Source organism: Sunxiuqinia sp., from assembly GCF_055140945.1.
This window is the reverse complement of sequence record NZ_JBSQYS010000008.1, coordinates 114,769-138,708: the sequence shown is the minus strand read 5'-3', so window position 1 is coordinate 138,708 and position 23,940 is coordinate 114,769. Positions and strand designations below refer to the sequence as shown.

At 39.5% G+C, this 23,940-nt stretch carries 24 protein-coding genes; 13 read left to right on the top strand and 11 right to left on the bottom strand.

Going from position 1 to position 23,940, the window contains the following annotated elements:
• Nucleotides 1-81 precede the first annotated feature (81 nt).
• The 7 genes from ACTB00_RS05560 to ACTB00_RS05530 all read left to right on the top strand — a co-directional run bounded on the left by ACTB00_RS05560 (nucleotide 82) and on the right by ACTB00_RS05530 (nucleotide 8,040).
• The gene (locus ACTB00_RS05560; RefSeq protein WP_463298944.1) at nucleotides 82-882 is read left to right on the top strand and encodes a ParA family protein; all 801 of its coding nucleotides are present in this window, start codon (nucleotides 82-84) and stop codon (nucleotides 880-882) included.
• A gap of 16 nt (nucleotides 883-898) precedes the next feature.
• Nucleotides 899-1,771, top strand: coding sequence for a ParB/RepB/Spo0J family partition protein (locus tag ACTB00_RS05555; protein WP_463298943.1), 873 nt, complete (start codon nucleotides 899-901; stop codon nucleotides 1,769-1,771).
• A complete protein-coding gene (locus tag ACTB00_RS05550; protein WP_463298942.1) occupies nucleotides 1,764-2,381 on the top strand; it encodes a DUF5683 domain-containing protein in 618 nt (205 codons plus the stop codon). Before ACTB00_RS05555 ends, ACTB00_RS05550 begins: the two co-directional genes overlap by 8 nt.
• A 7-nt stretch (nucleotides 2,382-2,388) precedes the next feature.
• Complete coding sequence (locus tag ACTB00_RS05545; RefSeq protein WP_463298941.1) at nucleotides 2,389-4,005, top strand: lytic transglycosylase domain-containing protein; 1,617 nt, start codon at nucleotides 2,389-2,391, stop codon at nucleotides 4,003-4,005.
• Between the two features lie 69 nt (nucleotides 4,006-4,074).
• The gene (locus tag ACTB00_RS05540) at nucleotides 4,075-5,460 is read left to right on the top strand and encodes an SGNH/GDSL hydrolase family protein (RefSeq protein ID WP_463298940.1); all 1,386 of its coding nucleotides are present in this window, start codon (nucleotides 4,075-4,077) and stop codon (nucleotides 5,458-5,460) included.
• On the top strand, nucleotides 5,457-6,977 hold the full coding sequence (locus ACTB00_RS05535; RefSeq protein WP_463298939.1) for an MBOAT family O-acyltransferase: 1,521 nt from the start codon (nucleotides 5,457-5,459) through the stop codon (nucleotides 6,975-6,977). The genes ACTB00_RS05540 and ACTB00_RS05535 overlap by 4 nt, the downstream gene beginning before the upstream one ends.
• 151 nt (nucleotides 6,978-7,128) lie before the next feature.
• Nucleotides 7,129-8,040: an MBL fold metallo-hydrolase gene (locus ACTB00_RS05530; protein WP_463298938.1), complete on the top strand. Its 912-nt coding sequence runs from the start codon at nucleotides 7,129-7,131 to the stop codon at nucleotides 8,038-8,040.
• Nucleotides 8,041-8,065: 25 nt separating this feature from the next.
• Here the strand turns inward: ACTB00_RS05530 and ACTB00_RS05525 are convergent, their stop codons facing one another.
• Both ACTB00_RS05525 and ACTB00_RS05520 read right to left on the bottom strand, forming a co-directional pair.
• Entirely contained in the window at nucleotides 8,066-8,476 is a 411-nt protein-coding gene (locus ACTB00_RS05525) for a DoxX family protein (protein WP_463298937.1), read from the bottom strand.
• A 230-nt stretch (nucleotides 8,477-8,706) separates the two neighbouring features.
• Nucleotides 8,707-8,856 (bottom strand): hypothetical protein, encoded by a 150-nt coding sequence (locus ACTB00_RS05520; protein ID WP_463298936.1) that lies wholly within the window; start codon nucleotides 8,854-8,856, stop codon nucleotides 8,707-8,709.
• Between the two features lie 185 nt (nucleotides 8,857-9,041).
• Between ACTB00_RS05520 and ilvD the strand changes: the two genes are divergently transcribed.
• The 5 genes from ilvD (at nucleotide 9,042) to ilvC (ending at nucleotide 15,799) form a co-directional block, all read left to right on the top strand.
• The gene (ilvD, locus tag ACTB00_RS05515) at nucleotides 9,042-10,871 is read left to right on the top strand and encodes a dihydroxy-acid dehydratase (protein ID WP_463298935.1); all 1,830 of its coding nucleotides are present in this window, start codon (nucleotides 9,042-9,044) and stop codon (nucleotides 10,869-10,871) included.
• A gap of 21 nt (nucleotides 10,872-10,892) precedes the next feature.
• Complete coding sequence (gene ilvB / locus ACTB00_RS05510; protein WP_463298934.1) at nucleotides 10,893-12,590, top strand: biosynthetic-type acetolactate synthase large subunit; 1,698 nt, start codon at nucleotides 10,893-10,895, stop codon at nucleotides 12,588-12,590.
• 18 nt (nucleotides 12,591-12,608) lie between these two features.
• Complete coding sequence (gene ilvN, locus ACTB00_RS05505) at nucleotides 12,609-13,151, top strand: acetolactate synthase small subunit (protein WP_463298933.1); 543 nt, start codon at nucleotides 12,609-12,611, stop codon at nucleotides 13,149-13,151.
• Nucleotides 13,152-13,237: 86 nt separating this feature from the next.
• The gene (locus ACTB00_RS05500) at nucleotides 13,238-14,125 is read left to right on the top strand and encodes an AraC family transcriptional regulator (protein ID WP_463298932.1); all 888 of its coding nucleotides are present in this window, start codon (nucleotides 13,238-13,240) and stop codon (nucleotides 14,123-14,125) included.
• 198 nt (nucleotides 14,126-14,323) lie between these two features.
• On the top strand, nucleotides 14,324-15,799 hold the full coding sequence (ilvC, locus tag ACTB00_RS05495) for a ketol-acid reductoisomerase (protein WP_463298931.1): 1,476 nt from the start codon (nucleotides 14,324-14,326) through the stop codon (nucleotides 15,797-15,799).
• A 72-nt stretch (nucleotides 15,800-15,871) separates the two neighbouring features.
• On the opposite strand, the gene ACTB00_RS05490 is transcribed toward ilvC, so the two are convergent.
• From ACTB00_RS05490 to pyrE, 5 genes are all read right to left on the bottom strand, one after another.
• On the bottom strand, nucleotides 15,872-16,237 hold the full coding sequence (locus tag ACTB00_RS05490) for a DUF6686 family protein (protein WP_463298930.1): 366 nt from the start codon (nucleotides 16,235-16,237) through the stop codon (nucleotides 15,872-15,874).
• A gap of 168 nt (nucleotides 16,238-16,405) precedes the next feature.
• Entirely contained in the window at nucleotides 16,406-17,008 is a 603-nt protein-coding gene (locus ACTB00_RS05485; protein ID WP_463298929.1) for a LuxR C-terminal-related transcriptional regulator, read from the bottom strand.
• Entirely contained in the window at nucleotides 17,005-17,703 is a 699-nt protein-coding gene (locus ACTB00_RS05480) for a hemerythrin domain-containing protein (protein WP_463298928.1), read from the bottom strand. The genes ACTB00_RS05485 and ACTB00_RS05480 overlap by 4 nt, the downstream gene beginning before the upstream one ends.
• Before the next feature lie 86 nt (nucleotides 17,704-17,789).
• Nucleotides 17,790-18,239 (bottom strand): hypothetical protein, encoded by a 450-nt coding sequence (locus ACTB00_RS05475; RefSeq protein ID WP_463298927.1) that lies wholly within the window; start codon nucleotides 18,237-18,239, stop codon nucleotides 17,790-17,792.
• 71 nt (nucleotides 18,240-18,310) lie between these two features.
• A complete protein-coding gene (gene pyrE / locus ACTB00_RS05470; RefSeq protein ID WP_463298926.1) occupies nucleotides 18,311-18,943 on the bottom strand; it encodes an orotate phosphoribosyltransferase in 633 nt (210 codons plus the stop codon).
• Nucleotides 18,944-18,978: 35 nt separating this feature from the next.
• Here pyrE and ACTB00_RS05465 point away from each other — a divergent pair, with 35 nt between their 5' ends.
• Nucleotides 18,979-19,605 (top strand): NUDIX hydrolase, encoded by a 627-nt coding sequence (locus ACTB00_RS05465; protein WP_463298925.1) that lies wholly within the window; start codon nucleotides 18,979-18,981, stop codon nucleotides 19,603-19,605.
• On the opposite strand, the gene ACTB00_RS05460 is transcribed toward ACTB00_RS05465, so the two are convergent.
• The 4 genes from ACTB00_RS05460 to ACTB00_RS05445 form a co-directional block, all read right to left on the bottom strand.
• Nucleotides 19,593-21,032 (bottom strand): peroxiredoxin family protein, encoded by a 1,440-nt coding sequence (locus ACTB00_RS05460; RefSeq protein WP_463298924.1) that lies wholly within the window; start codon nucleotides 21,030-21,032, stop codon nucleotides 19,593-19,595. The genes ACTB00_RS05465 and ACTB00_RS05460 overlap by 13 nt on opposite strands.
• The gene (coaD, locus tag ACTB00_RS05455) at nucleotides 21,007-21,489 is read right to left on the bottom strand and encodes a pantetheine-phosphate adenylyltransferase (protein ID WP_159519134.1); all 483 of its coding nucleotides are present in this window, start codon (nucleotides 21,487-21,489) and stop codon (nucleotides 21,007-21,009) included. The genes ACTB00_RS05460 and coaD overlap by 26 nt, the downstream gene beginning before the upstream one ends.
• Nucleotides 21,490-21,537: 48 nt before the next feature.
• Complete coding sequence (locus ACTB00_RS05450) at nucleotides 21,538-22,539, bottom strand: hypothetical protein (RefSeq protein ID WP_463298923.1); 1,002 nt, start codon at nucleotides 22,537-22,539, stop codon at nucleotides 21,538-21,540.
• A gap of 130 nt (nucleotides 22,540-22,669) precedes the next feature.
• Nucleotides 22,670-23,851: an APC family permease gene (locus ACTB00_RS05445; protein ID WP_463298922.1), complete on the bottom strand. Its 1,182-nt coding sequence runs from the start codon at nucleotides 23,849-23,851 to the stop codon at nucleotides 22,670-22,672.
• Between the last annotated feature and the right edge of the window lie 89 nt (nucleotides 23,852-23,940).

Below are 23,940 nucleotides of genomic sequence, written 5' to 3'. Positions count from 1 at the left end.
TCTCAATTTAATCTCATGAATCTTCCATCATTTTATCGATAAAATATTAACTTTGGAATTCAGCCAAAATCAGGAAAAACTATGGGAAAAGTAATTGCTTTTGCAAATCAAAAAGGAGGCGTTGGAAAAACAACATCGGCTATTAATTTAGCTGCAAGTTTAGCTGTGCTTGAAAGTAAGGTTTTAGTTATTGACGCTGATCCGCAAGCGAATGCGACTTCTGGAATTGGATTTGACGTTCGAAATGTGAAAACAAGCATTTACGAATGTATTATTGACGATATCGACCCCAGAAAAATTATTCTGAATTCGGAGATAGAGGGTTTGGATCTTATTCCGTCTCATATTGATTTGGTTGGTGCCGAGATTGAAATGCTGAACTTACCCAACAGGGAGAAAGTGATGAAAGTGGTGATTGAAAAAATCAGGGACGATTACGATTTTATTTTTATCGATTGCTCTCCGTCACTTGGATTGATTACCGTTAATTCATTAACAGCAGCTGACTCAATTATCATTCCGGTTCAATGTGAATATTTTGCACTGGAAGGTTTGGGTAAATTGTTAAACACAATTAAAATCATCCAAACCCGTTTAAATCCTGACTTGGAAATTGAAGGTTTTCTGCTGACGATGTACGATAGCAGGCTGAACTTGTCGAATCAGGTGTTGGAAGAGGTGCGAACTCATTTTGGTGAAATGGTTTTTGAAGCCACAATTTCAAGAAATATTAAGTTGAGCGAGGCACCAAGTTACGGCAAGCCTGTTGTTTTATACGATGCGAGTTCTCGGGGTGCCGAGAATTATATGGATTTGGCAAGAGAGATTTTACAAAAGAATGATTTGACGAAAATCAGAAATTCGGAAAAAATAATTGAATAAATAAATTCGAGTAATAATGGCTAAACGAAATGCATTGGGAAGAGGACTTGGCGCCTTGATTGATGATGCGGATAAGAATAGGGATGAGAATTCTTCGATCAGCGAAATTGCAATTGAAGAGATTGAGGCCAATCCATTTCAACCTCGAACAACATTTGACGAGGAAGCATTGAAAGAGTTAGCGGCTTCAATCAAAGAAATTGGCATTATTCAACCCATTACTTTACGAAAAGTTGGAGACCACAAATACCAGATCATTGCCGGAGAGCGCCGGTTCAGAGCTTCGAAAATAGCCGGACTTAAAACAGTTACGGCCTATGTTCGGATGGCCGAAGATGAGGGTATGCTGGAAATGGCTCTGGTTGAAAATATTCAACGAGAAGATCTGGATGCCATTGAAATCGCAATTTCTTATCAGCGATTACTCGAAGAGTGTAAGTTGACACAGGAGAGCCTGAGTGATCGGGTCGGAAAGAAACGGTCTACCGTGTCTAATTACTTGAGACTGTTGAGATTGCCCGCCTTGATTCAGAAAGGAATTGTTGATAAAACGATTTCGATGGGACATGCTCGGGCACTGGTTAATGTTAAAAGTCCTGAAGATCAATTAGCGATATACGAAGAGATTTTAAAGAATGATTACTCTGTTCGGAAAGTGGAAGAATTAGTCCGACTGTTAAACTCGCCTGCAGAAAAGCCAAAATCATCAGCTCCAAAACAAAGGCATCCCGAAGAATATGGAGAGCTGAAAGAGCATTTAAGTCGGTTTTTTAAGACCGATGTTGATTTTTCACTCAACAATAAAGGGAAAGGAAAGATCGTTATTCCGTTTGGTTCATCGAAGGATTTGGAACGAATTATCGGAATTCTGGATAAACTAAATGGCTAATTCGATTTCAAAAAGAATAACATTGAATTATATAAAGAAAGCCGTACTGTTAATCCTGTTTATAACAACAGGGTTTATTGCATCAGCACAAAAGATAGTCGCTGCTGATAGTGTTTCAGTTGCTATAGAGAAAAAGCATTCGCCACGTAAGGCGACAATTTACTCAGCTGTTTTGCCGGGCTTGGGGCAAATTTACAACAAGAAATACTGGAAGGTGCCCCTAATCTATATTGGGTTTGGCGCTTTTGCTTACTTTATCGATTGGAATAATGATCAATATCAACTTTACCGGCAAGCATATGCTGATATTGTTGACAATGATCCATTCACCGATTCATATGAGCAATTTAACGAAGATGGACGTTGGGATAATCAAAGATCGCAATTTACTACCAGGCTAAAAAATGCGAAAGATGTTTCCCGTAGAAACCGGGATCTGGTTGTTATTTCAACGGTGGCTTTTTATGCCTTAAACATTATTGACGCAAGTGTGGATGCACATTTTTTTAATTTTGATATAAGTGATGACTTAACCTTGAACTGGACGCCAGGACCATTGTATAGTTATCATCAGAAAGTAGTAGGAATTCATTGTAGGATAAGATTTTAGAGGGGATATGAAAAAGGGATTAGGAATACTCGTAGTTTTAGTAAGTTTTACGGTTCAAAATGTTTGTGCGAAAAAGACAGACAAAGAAGCAATTAAAAGGGTAAAAACGATTGAGGTCGTTGCCCTGGATAGTGTACAGGGATATCAGAAAAAATATGTTACTCCGGATGAAAATCTAAACGATATTTTTGCTGAAAAGATAGATAGCCTGGTGAATTCCTGGTATATGCGAAACGTATTTGATAGGCCCGAAAGAATAGAGAATCAAGATAGCGTTCCTGTTGTTTCACTGCCTGATTCTGTTTATATCGAGCGGTTACAAGCCATTGATTCCTATGTTGATCTGTCATTCAACAAAACCGTTAAGAATTTTATTGAGCTTTATACCCAGCGTCGGCGTGATCAGGTTGAAATGATGCTTGGACTAGCCAGTTATTATTTCCCAATTTTTGAAGAGGAATTGGATCGGCTTGATATGCCCATGGAGCTCAAATATATGGCTATTATTGAATCGGCTTTAAATCCCGCTGCCCGATCAAGAGCCAATGCCGTTGGTTTGTGGCAGTTTATGTACGGAACCGGGAAAATGTATAAGCTGGAAATCGGCACTTTTGTTGATGAACGTCGTGATCCGGTAAAATCCACCAAAGCCGCGGCACGTTACCTCAATGATTTGTATCGGATTTATAAAAACTGGCATTTGGTTATCGCAGCCTACAACTGTGGCCCCGGAAATGTCAATAAAGCAATCCGGCGTTCGGGGGGTGCCCGGGATTATTGGTCGATCTATTATCGATTGCCGCGCGAAACCAGAGGTTATGTGCCTGCTTTTATTGCTGCAGCCTACGTAATGACGAATTACGAGAAGCATAATTTGCAACCTCGTTATCCTGATTTTCCAATTGTTGCTGATACCATGATGGTTAATAGTTACCTTCATTTTAAACAAGTAGCTGAAATAACACAAGTGCCGATTGAAGCACTTCGGGCATTAAATCCTCAATATCGCATGGATATTATCCCGGCAAAGGCCGATAAACCTTATGTGTTGAAAATACCAATTGAATCGGTTGCTGATTTTATTGATAACGAAGAGGAAATTTACGCGTTTAAACGGGATGAATTCTTCCCCAATAACTCAATTATCAACCCTAAAAGCCGGAGCACGTATTACCCAACCGATATTAAAGGAAAGGATAAGGTGATTTACACCGTGAAGTCGGGAGATAATTTAGGCTTCATTTCAGAGTGGTATCATGTTGGATTATCTGATTTGCGCTATTGGAATAATATTCATCGCAACCTCATTCGTGTTGGACAAAAGCTTTCCATCTATGTTCCGGCAGGACAGGCTGATTTTTATGCCGATGTAAACCGGATGAGTTTTTCGGATAAACAAGCTTTTAAAAAGAAAACACCTGTAACGAGTGCTGGAGCATCAAGTCAGCAAATAACGAAGAGCGGTGAATTTGTTTACTACACTGTTCGCCGCGGCGAAAACTTATGGTCTATTGCCCGTAAATTCCCTGGAGTGTCCAATAATGATATTATACGATGGAATGATATCAACAATGGGAAAAAGATCTTTCCGGGACAAAAATTAAAGATTAAGCCCCGCTCGTAAGAGAGCGAGTGGCTTATTTGCAGATCCACGATTTTAGCTTTACTTTTATTCGGAAGCTAAAATCGGAACATGACACCTGCAAAGGAATTCTTTTATTTTTTTGTTACACTACTTCTTTTTTCGGCTCTTCTTTTAATCTGGGAAGGTGATGTAAGTGCACCAGGCGTTTCGTCAATGACTGAAGAATCAAACGTTGATTCAATTGATTCTTCAAATTATGTTGTAAATAGCCCAAGAGTAGAAATAGCCGGAATTGTTGAGGACTCAATTTCAACGATATCAGAAAACGAAGAAACTGCTGATAAGTCAATTCAATTATTTCACTCAACTCCTTTGATTTTTGCCGAAGATGACTCCCTGAGGTTTCAGCTGTTGTCGAGGAAACTAAGTGCTGAAAATCGTTCAGTTTTGCCCGTTCGGATTGTTTATTTTGGCGATTCGCAAATCGAAAATGATCGTATAACTTCTGCTTTGAGGAAAATACTTCAGCTGGAGTATGGGGGCAAAGGTCCCGGTTTTATTCCGTTGGATGAGTATTACAATACCCAGCATCAACTATTGGTTGAAGTTTCAAAAGCTTGGGATGTTAGAACCTTTCGAGATAGGGACTTTAAAAATGAAAGCCTGCTATTTAAGAATGCGATTTTAACTGCGGAGAATGCCGAAGGGTGGTTTCGTATAAGACGCATCAAACGGTTACAACCGCAGAAGGACTACCAACTTGTGAAACTTTACTACTCAGCAAAAGATACTTGTTATGTAACCGTAAAACAGGGGCGCAGGGAAATCTATTCAGGAAACCTCAATCCGAAAGACAAGATATCTACTTTAGATTTTCAGTTCAACCACACCCCGGACGATATTCGTTTTGATTTTACAGCAACTGATACCTTTAATGTTGCCGGGCTTTCGCTTGAATCTAGAGGTGGTGTTTTTGTTGATAATGTCGCTTTAAGGGGCTTGTCTTATCCGCCTTTCGAAACGTCGGATCAAGAGTCAATCAAACAAATGTTAGACCAAGTGAACGTGGGGCTGTTTGTGCTGCATTTTGGAGTAAACGTTGTGCCATATACTTCCAAAAACGATTATTTGCATTTCCGTATTCATCTTCAGCGGCAAATCTCATTTTTAAAATTGATCCGGCCCGAGGTTCCAATTTTGATCATTGGCGTGTCAGATATGGCTCAAAAGGAAGCCGGACAGTTTATAACCTATCCAACGATTGCTGCAATTAAGCAAATTCAGTTTAAAATGGCGATGCAAAATCATGCGGCTTTTTGGGATCTGCAATCTTTTATGGGCGGTGAAGGCTCGATGAAACGCTGGGTAGAAGCTACTCCTGCATTGGGACGGAAAGACTACATTCATTTTTCGAGGCGGGGAGCTGATTTAGTGGGAACGGAATTGGGGAAAACGATATTACAGGAACTTAAGGGAAGTGAAGATTCTTTATGATTGAGCGGATTAAATATATCGTTGGAAATATCTGGCAATACAGGCCGGATGAACCGCTATTTTATACCGGAATTGCCTTTTGGATTGCGTTTACCTTGGTGCTTGCCGTTTACACATTCGTATACAAAAAAAACCAAATTCGGAATAGTTATTTGTTGCTGGTAAGCTGGTTCTTTTATTTCCAAATGAGCGGCGCATTTTTATCATTACTGATTTTTTCATGTGCCATGAATTATGGATTTGGTTTGCTCATTCACAAACAAAGGTGGAAACAGGTTTGGTTAGGAATTGCAATTGGATTGAACTTACTGATTTTAGGATACTTTAAATATGCCTATTTCTTTCTGGACAATGTAAATCTGTTTTTTGAAACCAATTTTAAGGTTTTCAACTGGATTGGGTGGTTGATTAACCAGCTTGCTCATGATGTGGTCGATGTTAATTCCATTTTGTTACCAATTGGAATTTCATTTTACACCTTTCAGGCAATTAGCTATTTGGTCGATGTTTATAGAGCTGACGCAGAGGTGGTCAAAAATCCGTTGGATTTCAGCTTTTATCTCAGTTTTTTTCCGCAGTTGGTTGCCGGACCAATTGTTCGCGCATCTTCATTTATTCCTCAGTTGTACCAGCGGTTCCGGCTGAAGAAAGAGGAATTCAGCCATTCCGTTTTCCTGATCGTGAAAGGTCTGTTTAAGAAATTAGTTATCGCCGATTTTTTGGCCTTAAACTTTATCGATCGGGTTTTTGAAGCGCCTTTGGCTTATTCGGGATTGGAAAATTTATTATCAGTCTATGCCTATTCCATTCAAATTTACTGCGATTTCTCGGGCTATACCGATATTGCGATTGGGCTGGCATTACTGTTGGGATATAAAATCCCGGTCAATTTCAATGCGCCGTATCAGGCATACTCCTTAACCGATTTTTGGCGTCGTTGGCATATTTCGTTGTCGCTTTGGTTGCGCGATTATCTGTACATACCCCTCGGTGGAAATAGAAAAGGCTCTGCCCGAATGTATATTAATCTTTTAATTACAATGATTTTGGGCGGATTGTGGCATGGTGCTAATATCCGATTTTTGATTTGGGGAGCTATTCACGGGGCTGGGCTGGTGGTGGAAAAATTCATTCGGCGAATCTTTTCACTTCAAACTAAGCCAAAGAAATGGAAGCGGTTGTTTTCTGTTTTTATGACATTTCAGGTAGTAAGTATAGCCTGGATATTTTTCCGAGCTCGCGATTACAGTATTGTGCAACAGCTGTTTTACCAGATTCGCCATCACTTTATACCCCGCGATTTGGTGGGAGGTTGGGCGAGTTATCATTGGGTGATTTTTGTTTTTATTATTGGCCTGGTTACTATTTGGTTTCCTGACCCGCTCAAAGAGAGAATGCGAGGCAAGTTTATTCGGTTGCCCAGCTGGGTTCAAATTCCGGTAATACTTATTGCTTTGTTTTTAATCACCTTAGTTGCACATTCAACTTTGCAACCTTTTATTTACTTCAGATTCTAGTATGTTCTTGTTTTTAATAATGACTGAAATCCTTTGACGGGTAACTTTAGCTATTTTTGTTCGTTGAGAACAAAGCCGTTAATAAAATTGTCTTATATTTGATTTCAATTTTAAATAAAGATTTTAGTCTGTTGGTATAAAATTGCCCTGAATGAGATTGTTTTTACTGCTAATTGCGCTTTTCATTGTTACTTCAAACTCTATTCATGCTCAGATTGAGAGCCCGGAAAAGGTGGAAGTTGATATCACGTATATCGCTAATTCCGGATTTTTGATTCAAGTGAATGATAAGAAGGTATTGGTTGATGCGCTTTTTAAGGATATTGAAAGTGAGTATTACGATAGCCCATCGAAGCAATTGACCCAAAAAATCATTAATGGAGAAAGCCCGTTTGAAGGGATTAATCTGATTGCTTCGACTCACGAACATGTTGATAATTTTGACAATAATATTACTGCAGCGGTTTTAGCAAGTCACTCGGAAGCTAAGTTTGTTAGTTGTGCAAAAACTGTTGAGCAGGTCGAAAATACAAGTCAGTACCAACAAATAAGAAATCAGTTAGTTGAAATTACGCCCGAACAATTAACTCATGTTGATACAATTGTTAATGGAATTGATGTACGGGTTTATCGAATTAATCATGGACCTTATTACATTGAGGATCCTTTAACAGGCCGTAAAACAGATATATACCGATTTGCAGAACACCTCGGTTTTCGGTTTACAATTGATGGGGTTAGTTTTTTCCATTGTGGTGACAGTAATTCGAATGCGTTGGATGAATACCACAGGCTGCGGTTGGACAATGAGAATCTTGATTTTGCCTTTCTTGGGCGCGGCTTTTTATATCAGCCACAAGGGCAGGGCGTTGCAATTATGAAAAAGTATATTCAAGCAAAGCACTACATCATCATGCAAATTCAGCATGAAGACAATGAATATTACAAAGAAGTAGCAGATGCGGTAAAACCGGGTATTCCCAGTGTGAAGGTTTTTGAAAGAGAAATGGAAACCAAAACATATGAGATTGACTTAAAGCCCCAAATGCTTTCCAACCAATAAGTTTTTTGTTTGATCAAAGTCAGGTTTAGCGACCTTTGAAGATTCTGCCAGCTTCAAATTTTCCACCACCAAATACCAATATTGTCACGAAGATCACCAGATAGAGCAATGCAAGCTCTTTACGCTGGAACGGATCGTTTCCATGAATTTGAAAAGCAGCAATGCTCATGGTAGCAATAAGTGGAATTACTGACAGGCGAGTACCAATTCCAAAAATTAAGAGTACCGAACAAAGAAATTCGGCAAATACTGCGAGAATCAATGAAATCGTTGATCCTAATCCAAAGAGATCAGCAAATTGTGTATTTCCCTCTATCAGTTTCAAAAATTTAGGAATTCCATGGGTTAGCATGAACCCTCCTGCTGAAACTCTTAATAGAAGTAACCAAATATTTGTTAGTGCATCATTTGTCCTTGGTCCAAGTAATTTTGCCATCTTAATTTATTTTCGTGTTCAAAAAAAGTATTGGTAAAACCAACGTGCAAATTATAGAAATAGTTTATGGTATGCCCTATATTTTTACTTTCACACGCTAAAATAACATTTTGGTCATTCCTGATGATATGGAAAGTATCATCCTGCTGTTTTAGATTAATGCATGAAGCCGACTTCAACTACTAATTTTTACAATTTGTCAGATTTTTGCTTTCAATTTAATTTTTCCATTAGAAATAAATTCCTACATTTGCTCCATTAACAAAAGAAAAATGAAAATCCAGGCTATCGTACTTAACGTCATTATTCTTCTCGTCGTGGTCATTTCGCAAGCGAAGTGAGGATGTTGTATGTTGGTATAAACCGATAGCCATTCTCATAAGGGGGAATGGCTTTTTTCATTTATAGACTTTATTTTATGAGACATTTTACAACAATTCATCTGGTTCTTCTAGTCGTCATTCTTGGGTTTCGCTAAGAAAGGCTTGGAATTGTTGAATAAATAATATACGAAAGCCTTTCTCACACGAGAAAGGCTTTTTTAAGAATTAAAAAATTGAAGGAAATGCAGAAAAAGTTAAGATCAGCAACAACAACGGAAGGGCGAAAAATGGCAGGGGCGAGAAGCCTCTGGAGAGCCAATGGTGTGAAAGAAGAACAATTTGGTAAGCCAATGATTGCGATTGTTAATTCATTTACTCAATTCGTTCCGGGACACGTCCACTTGCATCATATCGGTCAGGAAATTAAAGCAATGATCGAAAAAAGAGGCTGCTTTGCGGCTGAGTTTAATACGATTGCCATTGACGATGGAATTGCTATGGGGCACGATGGTATGCTTTATTCGCTTCCATCGCGCGATATAATTGCCGATAGTGTAGAATACATGTGCAATGGTCATAAGGTGGATGCGATGGTCTGCATTTCAAACTGCGATAAAATTACACCCGGAATGATGATGGCAGCCATGCGATTAAATATTCCTGCAATTTTTGTTTCTGGTGGTCCAATGGAAGCCGGAAAGATTGATGAAAAATCATACGACTTGGTTGATGCCATGGTTATGGCTGCTGATGATTCCTATTCAGACGAAACGATTTTGCGGGTGGAACAAGAGGCATGTCCTACTTGTGGTTCGTGTTCAGGAATGTTTACTGCTAATTCGATGAACTGTTTGGCTGAGGCATTAGGCTTGGCTTTGCCGGGTAATGGTACTATTGTAGCCACACATATGAATCGTAAAAGGTTATTCGAGGAAGCAGCTAACCGTATTGTCGACATCACTTACGATCATTATCAAAATGGAAACGAGAAAGTAACTCCTCGGGGCATTGCTACCCGTGCTGTTTTTGACAATGCGATGAAGCTTGACATTGCCATGGGAGGATCCACCAATACCGTACTACATATTTTGGCCATTGCCCGTGAGGCAGGGGTTGATTTTACAATGGAGGATATTGACCAGCTTTCGCGCAATACTCCAAACCTTTGTAAGGTTGCTCCAAACTCCGATTATCATATTGAAGACGTAAACCGTGCCGGAGGTATTCTGGGAATTTTGGCAGAGATGGATCGTGCCAAATTATTGGATACTTCCGTATCTCGGGTTGATGGCAATACATTGGCAGAAGCCATTAAAAAGTTTGACTTAAAAAGCAAAGATGTTGCAGAGATTGCAATAAAGAAATATAAATCAGCTCCCGGCGGAGTGCGTAACAATGTAATGGGATCGCAGGAAAGCTATTATAAAGAGCTGGATGTTGACCGGGAGAACGGATGTATTCGGAATTTTGAACATGCGTATAGTAAAGATGGAGGACTAGCCGTATTGTATGGAAATATTGCCAGAAACGGATGTATTATCAAAACAGCGGGCGTCGATCCGTCAGTCCACAATTTTAAAGGAACAGCCAAGGTATTCCAATCGCAGGACGATGCCGTGAATGGAATTCTTGGCGACTCTGTCCAGGCAGGTGATGTTGTTGTTATTCGCTACGAAGGGCCCAAAGGAGGTCCCGGAATGCAGGAGATGCTATATCCAACTTCGTATATCAAGTCGATGAGGCTGGATAAAGCCTGTGCATTAATTACCGATGGACGATTTTCAGGAGGTACATCCGGACTGTCAATCGGACATGTTTCTCCCGAAGCGGCCCGCGGTGGCGAAATCGCTTTAATTAAGAATGGAGATTTAATTGAAATCAGTATTTCGGAACGGAAAATTAACCTACTGATTTCGGATGAAGAAATGAATAAAAGAAAGGCAGAAGAAGAAGCAAAAGGAAAGGACGCATACACTCCTGTTGGAAGAAACAGGGTTGTAAGTAGGGCGTTGAAAGCTTATGCTAGTTTGGTTTCCTCTGCCGATCAAGGTGCGATACGATTAATAGATTAAGAAACAAAAAAACAGATTTATATGGCTACAAAGAGAATTACTGGTTCACAAGCCGTTATTCTTTCACTTTTAGAAGAAGGCGTTGATACCATTTTTGGATACCCGGGCGGGGCAATTATGCCGATTTATGATGCCCTTTACGATTTTGACAAACAAGTTACTCATATATTGACTCGCCATGAGCAGGGAGCGATTCATGCAGCAGAAGGGTACGCAAAGGTAACCGGAAAAGCTGGGGTCTGTTTTGCGACTTCCGGACCGGGAGCAACAAACCTGATTACCGGAATCGCTGATGCTATGATTGATTCAATTCCGTTGGTGTGTATCACCGGACAGGTTGCCTCTCCGCTGCTTGGAACGGATGCATTCCAGGAGTCAGATGTGGTTGGTATTTCAATGCCGATAACCAAATGGAACTATCAAATTACAACTGCAGATGAAATTCCTGGAGCTATTGCTAAGGCTTTCTATTTGGCTCAATCCGGTCGTCCCGGACCTGTTTTGCTCGATATCGCCAAGGATGCTCAGTTTCAGGAAGTCGATTTTGAATATAAAAAATGCACTAAAATCCGATCTTATATTCCAGAGCAGCCGGTTGATCCTTTCAAAGTGAAGGAAGCAGCCGACTTAATTGATGGTGCAAAGAAACCTTTGTTGCTTTTTGGACAAGGTGTTATTATTGCTAATGCTGAAGAGGAGCTGAAGCAATTTGTTGAAAAGACAGGAATTCCGGCGGCATGGACTTTGCTTGGGCTTTCGGCCATGCCAACCGATCATCCGTTGAACGTTGGAATGCTTGGGATGCATGGAAATTACGGCCCAAACATCAAAACCAATGAGGCGGATTTAATTATAGCTGTTGGAATGCGGTTTGACGACCGTGTAACGGGTAAGGTAAGCGAATATGCGAAGAACGCTAAAATTGTTCACCTGGAGGTAGATCCTGCTGAAATCGATAAAATTATTAAAACAGATGTCGCTGTTCTGGGTAATGCCAAAAAATCATTGGCTATGCTAACTGGCAATGTCAAAGAGAATAAGCATGAAGCCTGGTTACAGGAATTCCGCGATTGTGATAAAATTGAGCAGGAAAAAGTCATCAAAAAAGATACCTATCCTGAGAAAGCAGGACTTACAATGGGTGAAGCTGTTCGGATAACGTCAGAGAAAGCAAAGCATGATGCGGTTTTGGTTACTGATGTTGGTCAGCAGCAGATGATTGCTTCGCGGTATTTTAAATTTACCCAATCGAAAAGTAACGTAACTTCGGGTGGACTTGGCACAATGGGGTATGGGGTTCCTGCTGCCATGGGAGCCCAATTAGGAGCAAAAGGCCGCACTGTTTGCTGTTTTGTAGGTGATGGTGGTTTTCAAATGACCTTACAGGAGTTGGGGACCATCGTCCAAAATAAGCTTCCGGTTAAGATCATTATCCTGAATAATAATTTCCTTGGAATGGTTCGTCAGTGGCAACAACTGTTTTTTGAAAAGCGATACTCATTTACTGAATTGCAAAATCCTGATTTCATCATGATTGGAAAAGGCTTCGGCATGGAAGGCCATAAAGTAACCAAGCGTGAAGAATTAGTAGATGGCATCCAACGAATGATGGATCACGATGGTCCGTACTTACTGGAAGTTGTTGTAGAGAAAGAAGATAATGTTTTCCCAATGGTTCCGTCGGGAGCTTCAGTTTCTGACATTATACTGGAAGCCTAATTTTTAAAATTGAAAAACATGAAACAGGAATTTATCATTACCATATATTCGGAAAACCACATTGGTTTATTGAATCGAATCACGATCAATTTTACGCGACGTAAAATAAATATCGAGAGCCTGACCGTTTCAGAATCTGCTATTCACGGTGTCTCTAAGTTCACCATCGTTATTAACGAGACTGAAGACCGGGTTAAAAAGGTAGTCAGACAGTTAGAAAAAGTGGTTGAAGTACTAAAGGCTTTTTATCACACGAATGATGAAATGGTGTATCAGGAAATAGCTTTGTACAAAGTGCCCACCGAAGCGCTTTATGAGAGTGATGATATTGAAAATCTAGTCCGGAAAAATGGTGCAAGAATTTTAGAAATTACCAAAGAGTTTACGGTAATTGAGAAAACCGGGCATAAAACAGAGACGCAGGAAATGTTCGATGCTTTAAATCAATTTGGCGTGTTGCAATTCATTCGTTCCGGAAGAGTTGCGATTACGCGTGATCCAATTGAACGACTTTCTGAATTCTTGAAAGAGCGTGATGATTTGTTAAATCAGATTGATTAACGATATCCGAAATTATTGAAAGGCTGTTCCGAAATTGGTTGTATTCTTCACGATTTCTGAGCAGCTTTTCAATATCTGTCTGTGGCATGAGTTCAAAAGCAGAACAATTACCGGTTTATAGTTTGCACAACTTTAGTTCTCCCGAACGCGAAAGTCAGCAGTTTCAGGTTGAGGTGTTTGATGCGAAACGTCACTTCAGTGTCAAATACCCGCATCGGCACGATTTTTTCGAAGTGCTTTATCTGATGAAAGGCTCTGGTTTTCATGTCATCGACAGCAATAAGTACGAGATTAAACCTCCATGTATCTTTTTTATGTCGCCCGGGCAGGCACATAAAATCGAGTTTTCGACCGACATCGAAGGCTTCATTTTTATTTTTACCGCCGACTTCTACTTGGCAAACAGAAGCAACCAGAACAGCCTGATTGAATTTCCTTTCTTTTATAACCTTCATCAGGATAATCCGCCGCTACAACTGCAGGAGCAAGGCGATGTCCGGTTTCTGGAACAGCTGTTTTTACGAAGTATTTCTGAGTTGGAGAACAATCGGTCAAACTTGTTAGACTCATTGCGTTCTCTGCTCGATTTGATTTTGACAACTTGTACCTCCCGGTACAAGACCGAAGAGAATCTGGAGACGAAAGGGAAGGGCTACTTGCTGGTCAAGCGTTTCTATCAGTTGGTTGAAGAGAGCAACTACCGGAATCTGTCGCTAAAAGAATATGCAGCGCAGTTAGCCGTAACTCCAAATCATTTAACCCAAACTGTAAAGCACTATACCGGAAAAACTTCAAGCCAAATTGTTAAAGCGAAGCAGGTGATGGAAATAAAACGTTTGTTGGTACATACCAATTTAAATGTTTCAGAAATAGCCCAACAATTCAATTTTGAAGATCAATCTTATTTCACAAAATTCTTTAAGCGCGAATCCGGATTCTCTCCATTGCAATATCGATCAGAGATGGCAAGGTGAACAGAAAATTACCATTCCAATGTTTGTCATAAGTTGTTGTTTTCTAGTTCTTAGGTTTTGTTTGTTCATTAAGTGGGAAAATAAATCCATGAAAATTACCATAAAAACATGTTTTTTTACTCGACTTTGTGCTGATTATTCTATTGCTTTGTATACTGGAATCTGAAAATCGAATAGAAACAAATAAATACATTAAAAATGGCAAATTATTTTAACACACTTCCTTTGCGTTTGCAATTGGAACAATTAGGTACTTGCGAATTCATGGATCAGGCTGAATTTGCGGATGGTGTAAAGAAACTGGAAGGTAAAAAAGTAGTAATCGTTGGTTGCGGTGCTCAAGGATTGAATCAAGGGTTGAATATGCGTGATTCAGGTTTGGATGTTTCGTATACCTTGCGCGAGGCAGCCATCAAAGAACAACGTCAATCGTATAAGAATGCGTCTGAAAACGGATTTAAAGTTGGTACTTACGAAGAGATGTTGCCTACCGCTGATCTGGTAATCAACTTAACTCCGGACAAGCAACATACGAATGTGATTAAAGCTGTCATGCCATTAATGAAAGAAGGAGCTACGCTTTCATACTCTCACGGTTTCAATATTGTGGAAGAAGGCATGCAAATTCGTAAAGATATTACCGTTATCATGGTGGCTCCAAAATCTCCGGGCTCTGAAGTACGCGAAGAGTACAAGCGTGGTTTTGGTGTTCCTACTTTGATTGCCGTTCACCCCGAAAATGATCCCAAAGGTGATGGATTTGAAATCGCAAAAGCTTACGCTGCTGCTACCGGTGGTCATAAAGCTGGTGTGCTCCGTTCCTCTTTTGTAGCTGAAGTGAAATCAGACTTGATGGGAGAGCAAACAATCCTTTGTGGTTTGTTGCAAACCGGTTCAATTTTGTCATTCAATAAAATGATTGAGAAGGGAATCGAACCCGCTTATGCTTCAAAATTGATTCAATACGGATGGGAAGTGATTACCGAAGCATTGAAGCACGGTGGTATTACCAACATGATGGATCGTTTGTCGAATCCTGCAAAAATTAAAGCTTTTGAGTTGGCTGAAGAATTGAAAGACATTATGCGTCCATTGTTCCAGAAACATATGGATGATATCATGTCAGGCGAATTTTCGAAAACCATGATGGAAGATTGGGCAAACGATGACAAGAACTTGTTGAGCTGGAGAGCTGCAACAGGCGAAACTGCTTTCGAAAAGACTCCCGCATCTGATGAGGAAATTAGTGAGCAGGAATATTTCGACAATGGCGTGTTGTTGGTTGCCTTTGTAAAATCAGGTGTTGAGTTGGCTTTCGAAACAATGACTGAGGCCGGTATCAAAGAAGAATCTGCTTATTACGAGTCGTTGCACGAAACTCCCCTGATTGCAAACACGATTGCCCGTAAAAAACTATTTGAAATGAACCGGGTGATTTCTGATACTGCAGAATATGGTTGTTATTTATTTGACCATGCTTGCAAGCCATTGTTGGGCGACTTCATGAAAAAAATTGAAACTGATGTGATTGGTGAAACTTTCGGCGAAGGTTTTGACAACCATGTTGACAACAAAAAACTCATTGAAGTGAATGCTGAAATTCGTTACCATAATGTTGAAATTATTGGTGAAGAATTGCGTAGTGCAATGGCTGCAATGAAAGCGATTTACTAGATTTTTAATAATCATTAGTTCAGGGCTCTATCGAAAGATAGGGCCTTTTTTATTGTCGCTTTAATGAAAAAACTAGTTTAGTATGATGCTTTTAATCGAACTAATTGACCGGAGATTGGCAAATTGGCTAAACGTTTTGTTTGACGCTGAATCTTGAGCAAGAAATCTTTTAATCAACTCAATTAGTTCGATGATCTCTTGTTCTGAAAGTAAAAGTTTTATGCTGCTAGTGGCAAAAGGAATCAGGATTTTTCTTCGGTAATTGTTTGCTAAAATTTCATTTTCAAAATGATTGGAATTCACTGTGTTTAGATACCCCAGAAGCTCTTGAAGCTTTTTCAGTGATTTAAAATCCATCCCAATATTTCCAAACTCAAGATGAATTTTGTTGCATGTGTTGCAAACAAATAGTTGTCCGTTTTTGCTGACCGTTTTCATATACACTATTATTGGTATGTTTTTATTGCAAAGTTCGGAGTTCGCATAAGATCGGCATACTCTTGTGCACTTGTATTTTTATACGCAGGCTTCATACGACTTCGTTTTGCTCTCGTACAAAATTGAAAAAGAACAGCTGAGCAATCAATCCCTAAATGTTGGGGTTTTTCAGATCAACTCTTCGGGGTTGATATCCTGAATATCGAGCAGGTTGTTCATGATGGCATAAACAGTCAATCCGGATATGGATTTAATGCCAAGTTTTTCAGTGATGTTTTTGCGGTGAGAGATAACGGTGTGGATACTAATGAATAGTTTCTCGGCAATTTCTTTATTGGCCAATCCAAGTGCAATTAGTTTGATCACTTCTTTTTCTCGAACAGTTAATTCTCCATTGTCTGAATTTCCGTTTTTCTTTTTTGCTCCTGCTTGCCGAATGATCTGGATCAGCTTTTGAATTTGCATGGAAGATGAAAATTGATTCAGCTGATAATCTACTGAGTCGTTCTGTTCCAAAACCTGATCATCGTTGTAAAAGCCCACCAAGTAGACATCGTTATTCTTTTTGAGTAGATCGACTGCTTTTGAGTTTACCTCAGTCTGAGCTTCCAAAATCAAAATAATAGAGCTGTTTGTAATTCCGGTAAATGAATTCAAATCTTTTGCTGAGTTCAATTGGGTTATTTCCATTTTGAAATAATCCTGCAGAATTAACGACAAGCCCTTTCTAACAATTTCTGAGCGATGTATTATGAAAACATTTTCTTTCATTTTCCCAGTTCTTTTTCAAACTCCATTACTTGAACAATTAAGATGTGATCTTCAATTCGGGCATGATCGTTCAGGTCGTTTTCGAATTGAAAAAGAGCCGTTAAAAATTCGTTCATGGTATTGTCCTCATAGTTTGGGCTCAGATGACGGATGATCAGATTTTTCAAGTCGCTTAATTTCACTTCAACATTGGTATGTTCGTTTTCCAGAACTTCAATGGATGATCCGTCGCTATTTAGCGTTTTCTCTTTGTACAGGTTAATGATGTAAGGAAAAACTTTCTCGTCTTCTAATTTTAGGTGAATCAAAAGCTCTGCCTTGTATTTCTGGTAGAACGAGTTGATCATTTTTAGGCTGGAGCAATCTTCAGTGCAGCTTTCGATAACCTTGTTTAATAACCGTTCAATTTTTGGTAAAACATATTCAATATAGTAGCGATGCGTGTTTTTCAGGTATTCAATTATCAGAAGCGGTGAAAAAGATAGCAGCTCAGCTTCGGGAAAATAACTTTCGTCGGTGTAGGTATTAACAATAGCCAGGAAAAAATCTGTGTGAATCTTGTTTTCAGTACAAACTTCATTAATCGATTTTTCCTTGAATCCCAGCCGGATTCCAAAACGGTTAATGACTGGTAGCAGGTTATAGTTTGCACCGATTAAGCTTGACATCTTGTCTTCTTTCCTGAATAATTCCATGACGACTTTATTTCTTTATTGACAATGATAACAGTTTAAGACCTGATAAGGTTAAAGAAGTTGTAGATTTTCATCAATAACTCCGATTAGCGATAGGGAAGTTGAGCCAACATGTCGGCCAATTGGTTAATTCCGGCTTCAAGTTTTTTGCCGGCCATCATTTTAATCATCATGCCCATTTCTGCATGCAAAGTCAACTTCATTTTTGTTTGCGAAGGTGTTACAGCCATCAGTTGAATCCAGAATGTAATTTCTACCGGAAGCTTGCCCGAACTTTCTATTTTTATTGTTTTAAAAGGCTCCCGGTTCACAATACGGATCTCGGATTGTCCCATACCGGTGATATTAAAACGACAGGAATCATTGTCTGACTCAAAGTCGGTAACCTTTATTTGAGGAACTTGTTGACTAACTTTGTCTAACACGCTTTCGTTGAGGTAGTGTGAAAAGTTATCGAAATTGGACAAATAGTTGAAAACCAATTCTTCGTTTTGATCGATAAATTTGATATCGCTTGTGTACTTACTTAGTGCCATAATCTTTTCTCCAAAAAAAATCCCCGGAATGTATGTCCGGGGAATAATAATATGTTGATAATATAATTTACTTATTTACCCCACTCGGATGGGTTTCGACGCCACTCGTTTAACGACTCAATCTGCGATTGTTTGATTTCGCCTGATTCCAAAGCCACTTCTAGCAACGTTTTGTAACGGCTTAATGTTGTCAGCTCAATTCCTGCTTTTTCAAAGTTCTCTTTTGCAAGAGGGAAATTGTATGTGAAAATAGCCATCATTCCTAAAATCTCGCCTCCAAAGTTTGAGATTGCTTCAGCTGCTTTTAAGCTACTAATTCCGGTTGAAACCAAGTCTTCAATAACGACTACTTTTTGTCCAACTTTTAAGTCGCCTTCAATCAGGTTTTCCAAACCATGACTTTTCGGAGTTGCCCGAACATAAATAAAAGGCAAGCCTAATTCCTGTGCTACCAACATTCCATGAGCAATTGCTCCGGTTGCCACACCTGCGATTACTTCTGCATCAGGGTATTGTTCTTTTATCAGTTTTACAAACTGATCTCTGATAAACGTGCGAGCTTCGGGATATGATAAAATCTTTCTGTTGTCACAGTAGATAGGAGCCTTCCATCCTGATGCCCATGTAAATGGGTTTGATGGTTGGATTTTTATTGTGTTAATTTGTACGAGTTTCTTTGTTACCTCTACATAGATGTCTTGCATGATGCTAATTGTTTTATGACTGAATTTCACGGCAAATGTACAAAGTTTTTTTGAATGAACATCAGCTGTTTTGGGATGATGAAATCGATTGTTCATCTAAAGATAATGTTGTTGATGTTGTTGAAATTGAGGGTGTTGTCGATGTTTTAAAGCTGTTCTCAAAATTAGAGAACAGCAAATATGTTGTAAAACTGATAATTATCAGTAAACTCAGTCAAAATTCAATGCAATTGCTTAAGAATAATATAACACAAATACCTGCTGCCGGAGGTCTTGTTATCAATAATAGACAACAATTATTAATGATTAAAAGAATGGGGAAGTGGGATTTACCCAAAGGTAAAATTGAGAAAGATGAATTGCCGGAAGATGCAGCAGTTCGAGAGGTAGAGGAGGAGTGTGGTATTGGCAAACTCAAAATTACTCAACAGTTACCATCAACTTTCCATTTATACCGTTCTCCCTATATTAAAAAAAGAAATAACTGGGTGTTGAAAGAAACGCATTGGTACGAGATGGCGTATTCAGATCAAGAAAAATTAGTGCCTCAGGTTGAAGAGCAAATCGAAGAAGCGCGTTGGGTTTCATGCGATGATTTGCAGGAATTTTATCGAAATACGTATGGTAATTTGCAAGATTTACTAAAGCCTTACTTGCCCTGATGGCGTAATTCTTCTATCCTTTTTTGTTTTAACAGATTCAAAAATCGTTGTTCAAAGCCGTCGAGCGGATTTGGTGCAGGTGAGAAAACGAACTTTCCTTCTTTATCAATAAGGTAAGCCATAGGAAAGGTGCTTACTTGATACTCATCTGCCGTTTGCTCATCAATAATAAAAAACTCTCCCGGCCATTCCTGTTGTTGTATTAGTTCCATTTTGTTTGTTTCATCCGGCATAATCAGGTTTACGATGTACAACTCTTGTTGTAAGAGAGCCGACGATTTTTTTAGTTGATCTAAATGCTGGCGACAGATCGGATTTGCGACTCGCGTAAAGTTCAGGTAAACGTATTTGTCGTTAAAGTCTGTCAGTTGATGCTTTACGCCATTAAAGTCCGTCATGTTGAAGTTTGGTGCCTCAGTTCCAGGCTCCAGATAAGATATTTTCTTTTTAAGCCTTTTTGCAATCTCTTTTTCTGATGTTGGCCATTGGCTATCTTGTATTTTATCAAGCAGGTGCTTTATACTTCGAGGCGAGAATTGCCCTTGTTTGTAGGCGTCCTTAATGGATTGCAAAATAACCAATCGGCTCAGGCTTTTATCCCAGCCATTGTTGCTAATGAAATAGTCTTCGATGCCAGAAAGCTTGGCTTGCGCAACCAATCGTTTAAACTCGGCACCCTGGATTTGGTTGGCTTCAAAAGCGAAGTGATCAGAAAAAAGTTGTGTGAATAACCGGGCGCATGGAGGAAGATCAAGATTTGGTTTGTGATTGATGAAGTACTTTTTGATAAGTTTATCCGGCTGCTCACGTTGCAAGGCAAATTCGGCAAAGGCAATTCTATAGAATTTGTAATTTTCAAAATAGCTGTTTCCTGTTTTTGGGAAGCGTAACGTCAGGTGATTTTTTAATGAATCGACGGCAGCTTTCGATTGGCGATGATATATTTCGTTGAAATACTTGGTTTCTTCCTTTAAGTAGGCCAGTTCAAATTGTTGAATCAGTCTGTTCAGTTCAGTGGGATCGCTGCTCTTTGTGGCAAAGGCAATTTCATCGTATTGGAAAAATGGATTTCTTTTTTGCGCAGGCGAAACCTTTTTAAGGGGTGGAAAGATCAATTCATAACTTTCGCCGGGCTGCAGATAGATGGTGGCTTGATAGGCGTCAAATTCAGCTTCGGCATAGGTGGTTTCCGTTAACTCAAATGTTGAATGAAATGATCCATCAGCACCAATGTTAAGTGAAGTAATTGCTTGTTTCGTCTCCGAAATAGGATCGGTTATTTGATAAATGTTAATTGTATAGCCGACGTAATCATCAGCCAATCCTGAAATAGTGGTGTTTTGTTGGGCAAACGAGAAACAACAAGTGCTGATCAGGAAAATGAAAAAAAGAAGGAGTTTTTTAAGCTTCATCTTTCTTAAATTCATTCATGTTTAATTTTTGCGGAAGAAACATACTGGCATCGCCATCGTGTAGAATAATATCGCGAACAATGGATGAATTTACAGGAGTATGCTCCGGTTTTGTCAGTAGAAAAACAGTTTCCAGTTCAGGATGCATTTTCTTATTTACCTGAGCGATTGCCCGTTCGTATTCAAAATCAGATGAGGTTCGCAGACCTCTTAAAATGTATTTGGCATCAACCAGCTTGCAAAAATCGACCGTTAAGCCTTCATGACTTTTTACCTCTATTTTGGGCTCGTCGTCAAATATTTGATTGATCCATTTCATGCGTTTCTCCAATGGGAAAAACGATTTTTTATTTGAATTAAACCCGATCATGATAACAATTTTATCGAACAGGGGTAAAGCTCTTTTTACAATGCTCTCGTGTCCAATGGTAAATGGATCGAACGAGCCTGGAAATATTGCGATGCGCTCCATAGTTTTTCGTTTTTTTGTATCACCAAATATAACGGTAATTCTTTGGAATTATTCGATATCCTTCGCCTTATTGGCACTTACAAATAGAATGTTCCCCAGGTCAACATATCCATCAAAGAACTCAAAACTTCCTTTAAGCATCTCATTTCTAAAGCCAATTGAGGTTAGGTCGGCATCCTCTGAGTATGTCGAAATTACATTTTTGCGGCTTCCTTTTTCGTAGGGAACCATTTCAATATTGGCAGGGCTGATTGGCAGGCGTCCTTCCTTTTCCAGATCCAGAAGCTGTTGGCGTTTGTCAACCACATCTTCTTTAGGGAATAAGGCAAAAATTTTAATGACTCCTTTTTTCCAATCCGGGTGGCCCAGGATAATATATCCCAGCAAAATCATCAGATTGGCATTTTCAAAATCATCAGGACGATTCCAGATGTGTAATTCGCTTTTGTACCCAAAGCTTTTGTATGAGGTATTTAAAATGCACACATCAAACCTGGCCGATTCAATCATTTTGTAATTGGGAAGTATTTCTTTTAAGGTTTCCGGTTCGGTACGCGAAAATTCAAACAGAATCAAATTATTTCCTTTTCCTGAAATACCGGAAAGCTGCACAACTTGAGCAATAGCCGAGGTGTAGGAAGGAGAAATAATAGTGTCGAGGTACACCCGGTTTTTGCTGCCGTGTGAGAGGTTGATCAACCTTTTTAAAGATTCTTTCGATGCCTGGTTCGTTTCTTCGTTGAGGTAGCCTTTGATAAAGTGAATATATGTACCAACCCCATATTTGTATGAAAGCCAGCGCATCACATCAAAGGCACTTCTACGTTTAAAGGTATCGTGCGAAATGCATACACCAAAAGGACGCCAGCTAACTTCACGGTCTTCTTTGTCTGCCCGCTGCGCAAATATTTGTAACTGTCGGCTCATTTGAAAAACCACACCTCTAAAAAGCTTATTTAAGCCTCGTCTCTTCTTGCTGTGGTAGTAGGTGATGATGAAATAAATCATGGCCACAATAATCACCGAAAAGGCTGCATATAGCATGTTCATTTGAAACATGACCCAAAAGGAAAAAATGGCACCAATTAACGAAATAAGGTCACGGACCTATTTGATATTTTCGGTTTCGCTTCTATCACAAATTGTTATAGACTCGAAACATCACACTAAATTATTCGCACTACTTATACCACTTGCTACGGAAAGTTGGCCGATAAGCCGGGTCGGCTGCAAAATGCTCTAAAAATGAAACCATGCAAATAGCCGCGTAAGTAACCATGAAAAACATGGAGATAATTTGTGCTACAAAGTTGATGTCGCCAATCGCAATAAAAAAGAAGGCGATGATGATGGTAACAATTGAACCGTTGATAGGCTCATTGTCGGCTTTTTTCCCTTTAGCAAACCAGAGGTTCAGCCATTTTTGAGGAAAGATATCGTCGTATCCGATAGCTTGTAAGGTTCGTGGAGCAACCATAATTGACCCTAAAGCCGAACTGAGTGAAGCTGCTGCTAAACCCACCGGGATAGTGGGTTCCCAAATAGCAATGCGTTGCATAATCAGTTGATCAGCTACCAACTCTTCAGGACTGGCAGAAATGGTGAATTTATAGGCAGCAGCAATGTACACCAACATGCTGACGATGGTTGGGCAAAGAGTTCCGCGAGGAATTGATTTTTTCGGATCTTTTAAATCACCTGATAAACCAAGTCCTGCGGCCAAGCCCGTGAAAGCGGGAAAGATGATCGTAAGCACAAAAAAGAAATTCAGATTATTGGGAATATGTGAATGAAAATGTACTTCGTGTGGTTTTAATAGAGAGTCGCCAATAAAAAAGAACACCAAAGAGGTTAAAAGAATAGCGACTACAAAATAGAGCGCTTTCATGCCCATATTCGCACCTTTGGCTAAAATAATGATTGATAGAATCGCCATTGAGGGAATCGATATCCATCTACGGTCTTCAATTCCCAACTGATAGTTGTCGTTTAAAAAATTAATTACCGATTCAAAAGCTTCACCAAAAGCAATAATATAAAAGGCCACAGAAATGGCTTGTGAAAAAAATAAAGCCAAGCCAATAGCTCCAACGATATTAAACCCAAAGGAACGCGAGATGATATAATAAGCTCCACCTCCCTGTACCTGCTGGTTGGTTGCAATTTCGGCCACTGCAAAAGCGGTAGGAATAGTGATGATATGACCAATTAGAATGACACCGATTACTCCCCAGGATCCGATCTGCCCAACGGCCCAGCCGAAACGCAAAAAGAGGATTGCTCCCAATATTGTGGACAATGCTGTAAGAAAGACCGGCATGGTGTCGAACCTAGCATTCGAATTCACAAACGATTTAGCCATGCTGTAGTTTTTTATCGAAGTTAAAAGATCACAGGAGAATTCAAAAGCCAGAGGTTCTTATTTGAATTTGAGAAATACGCGCTGGAACG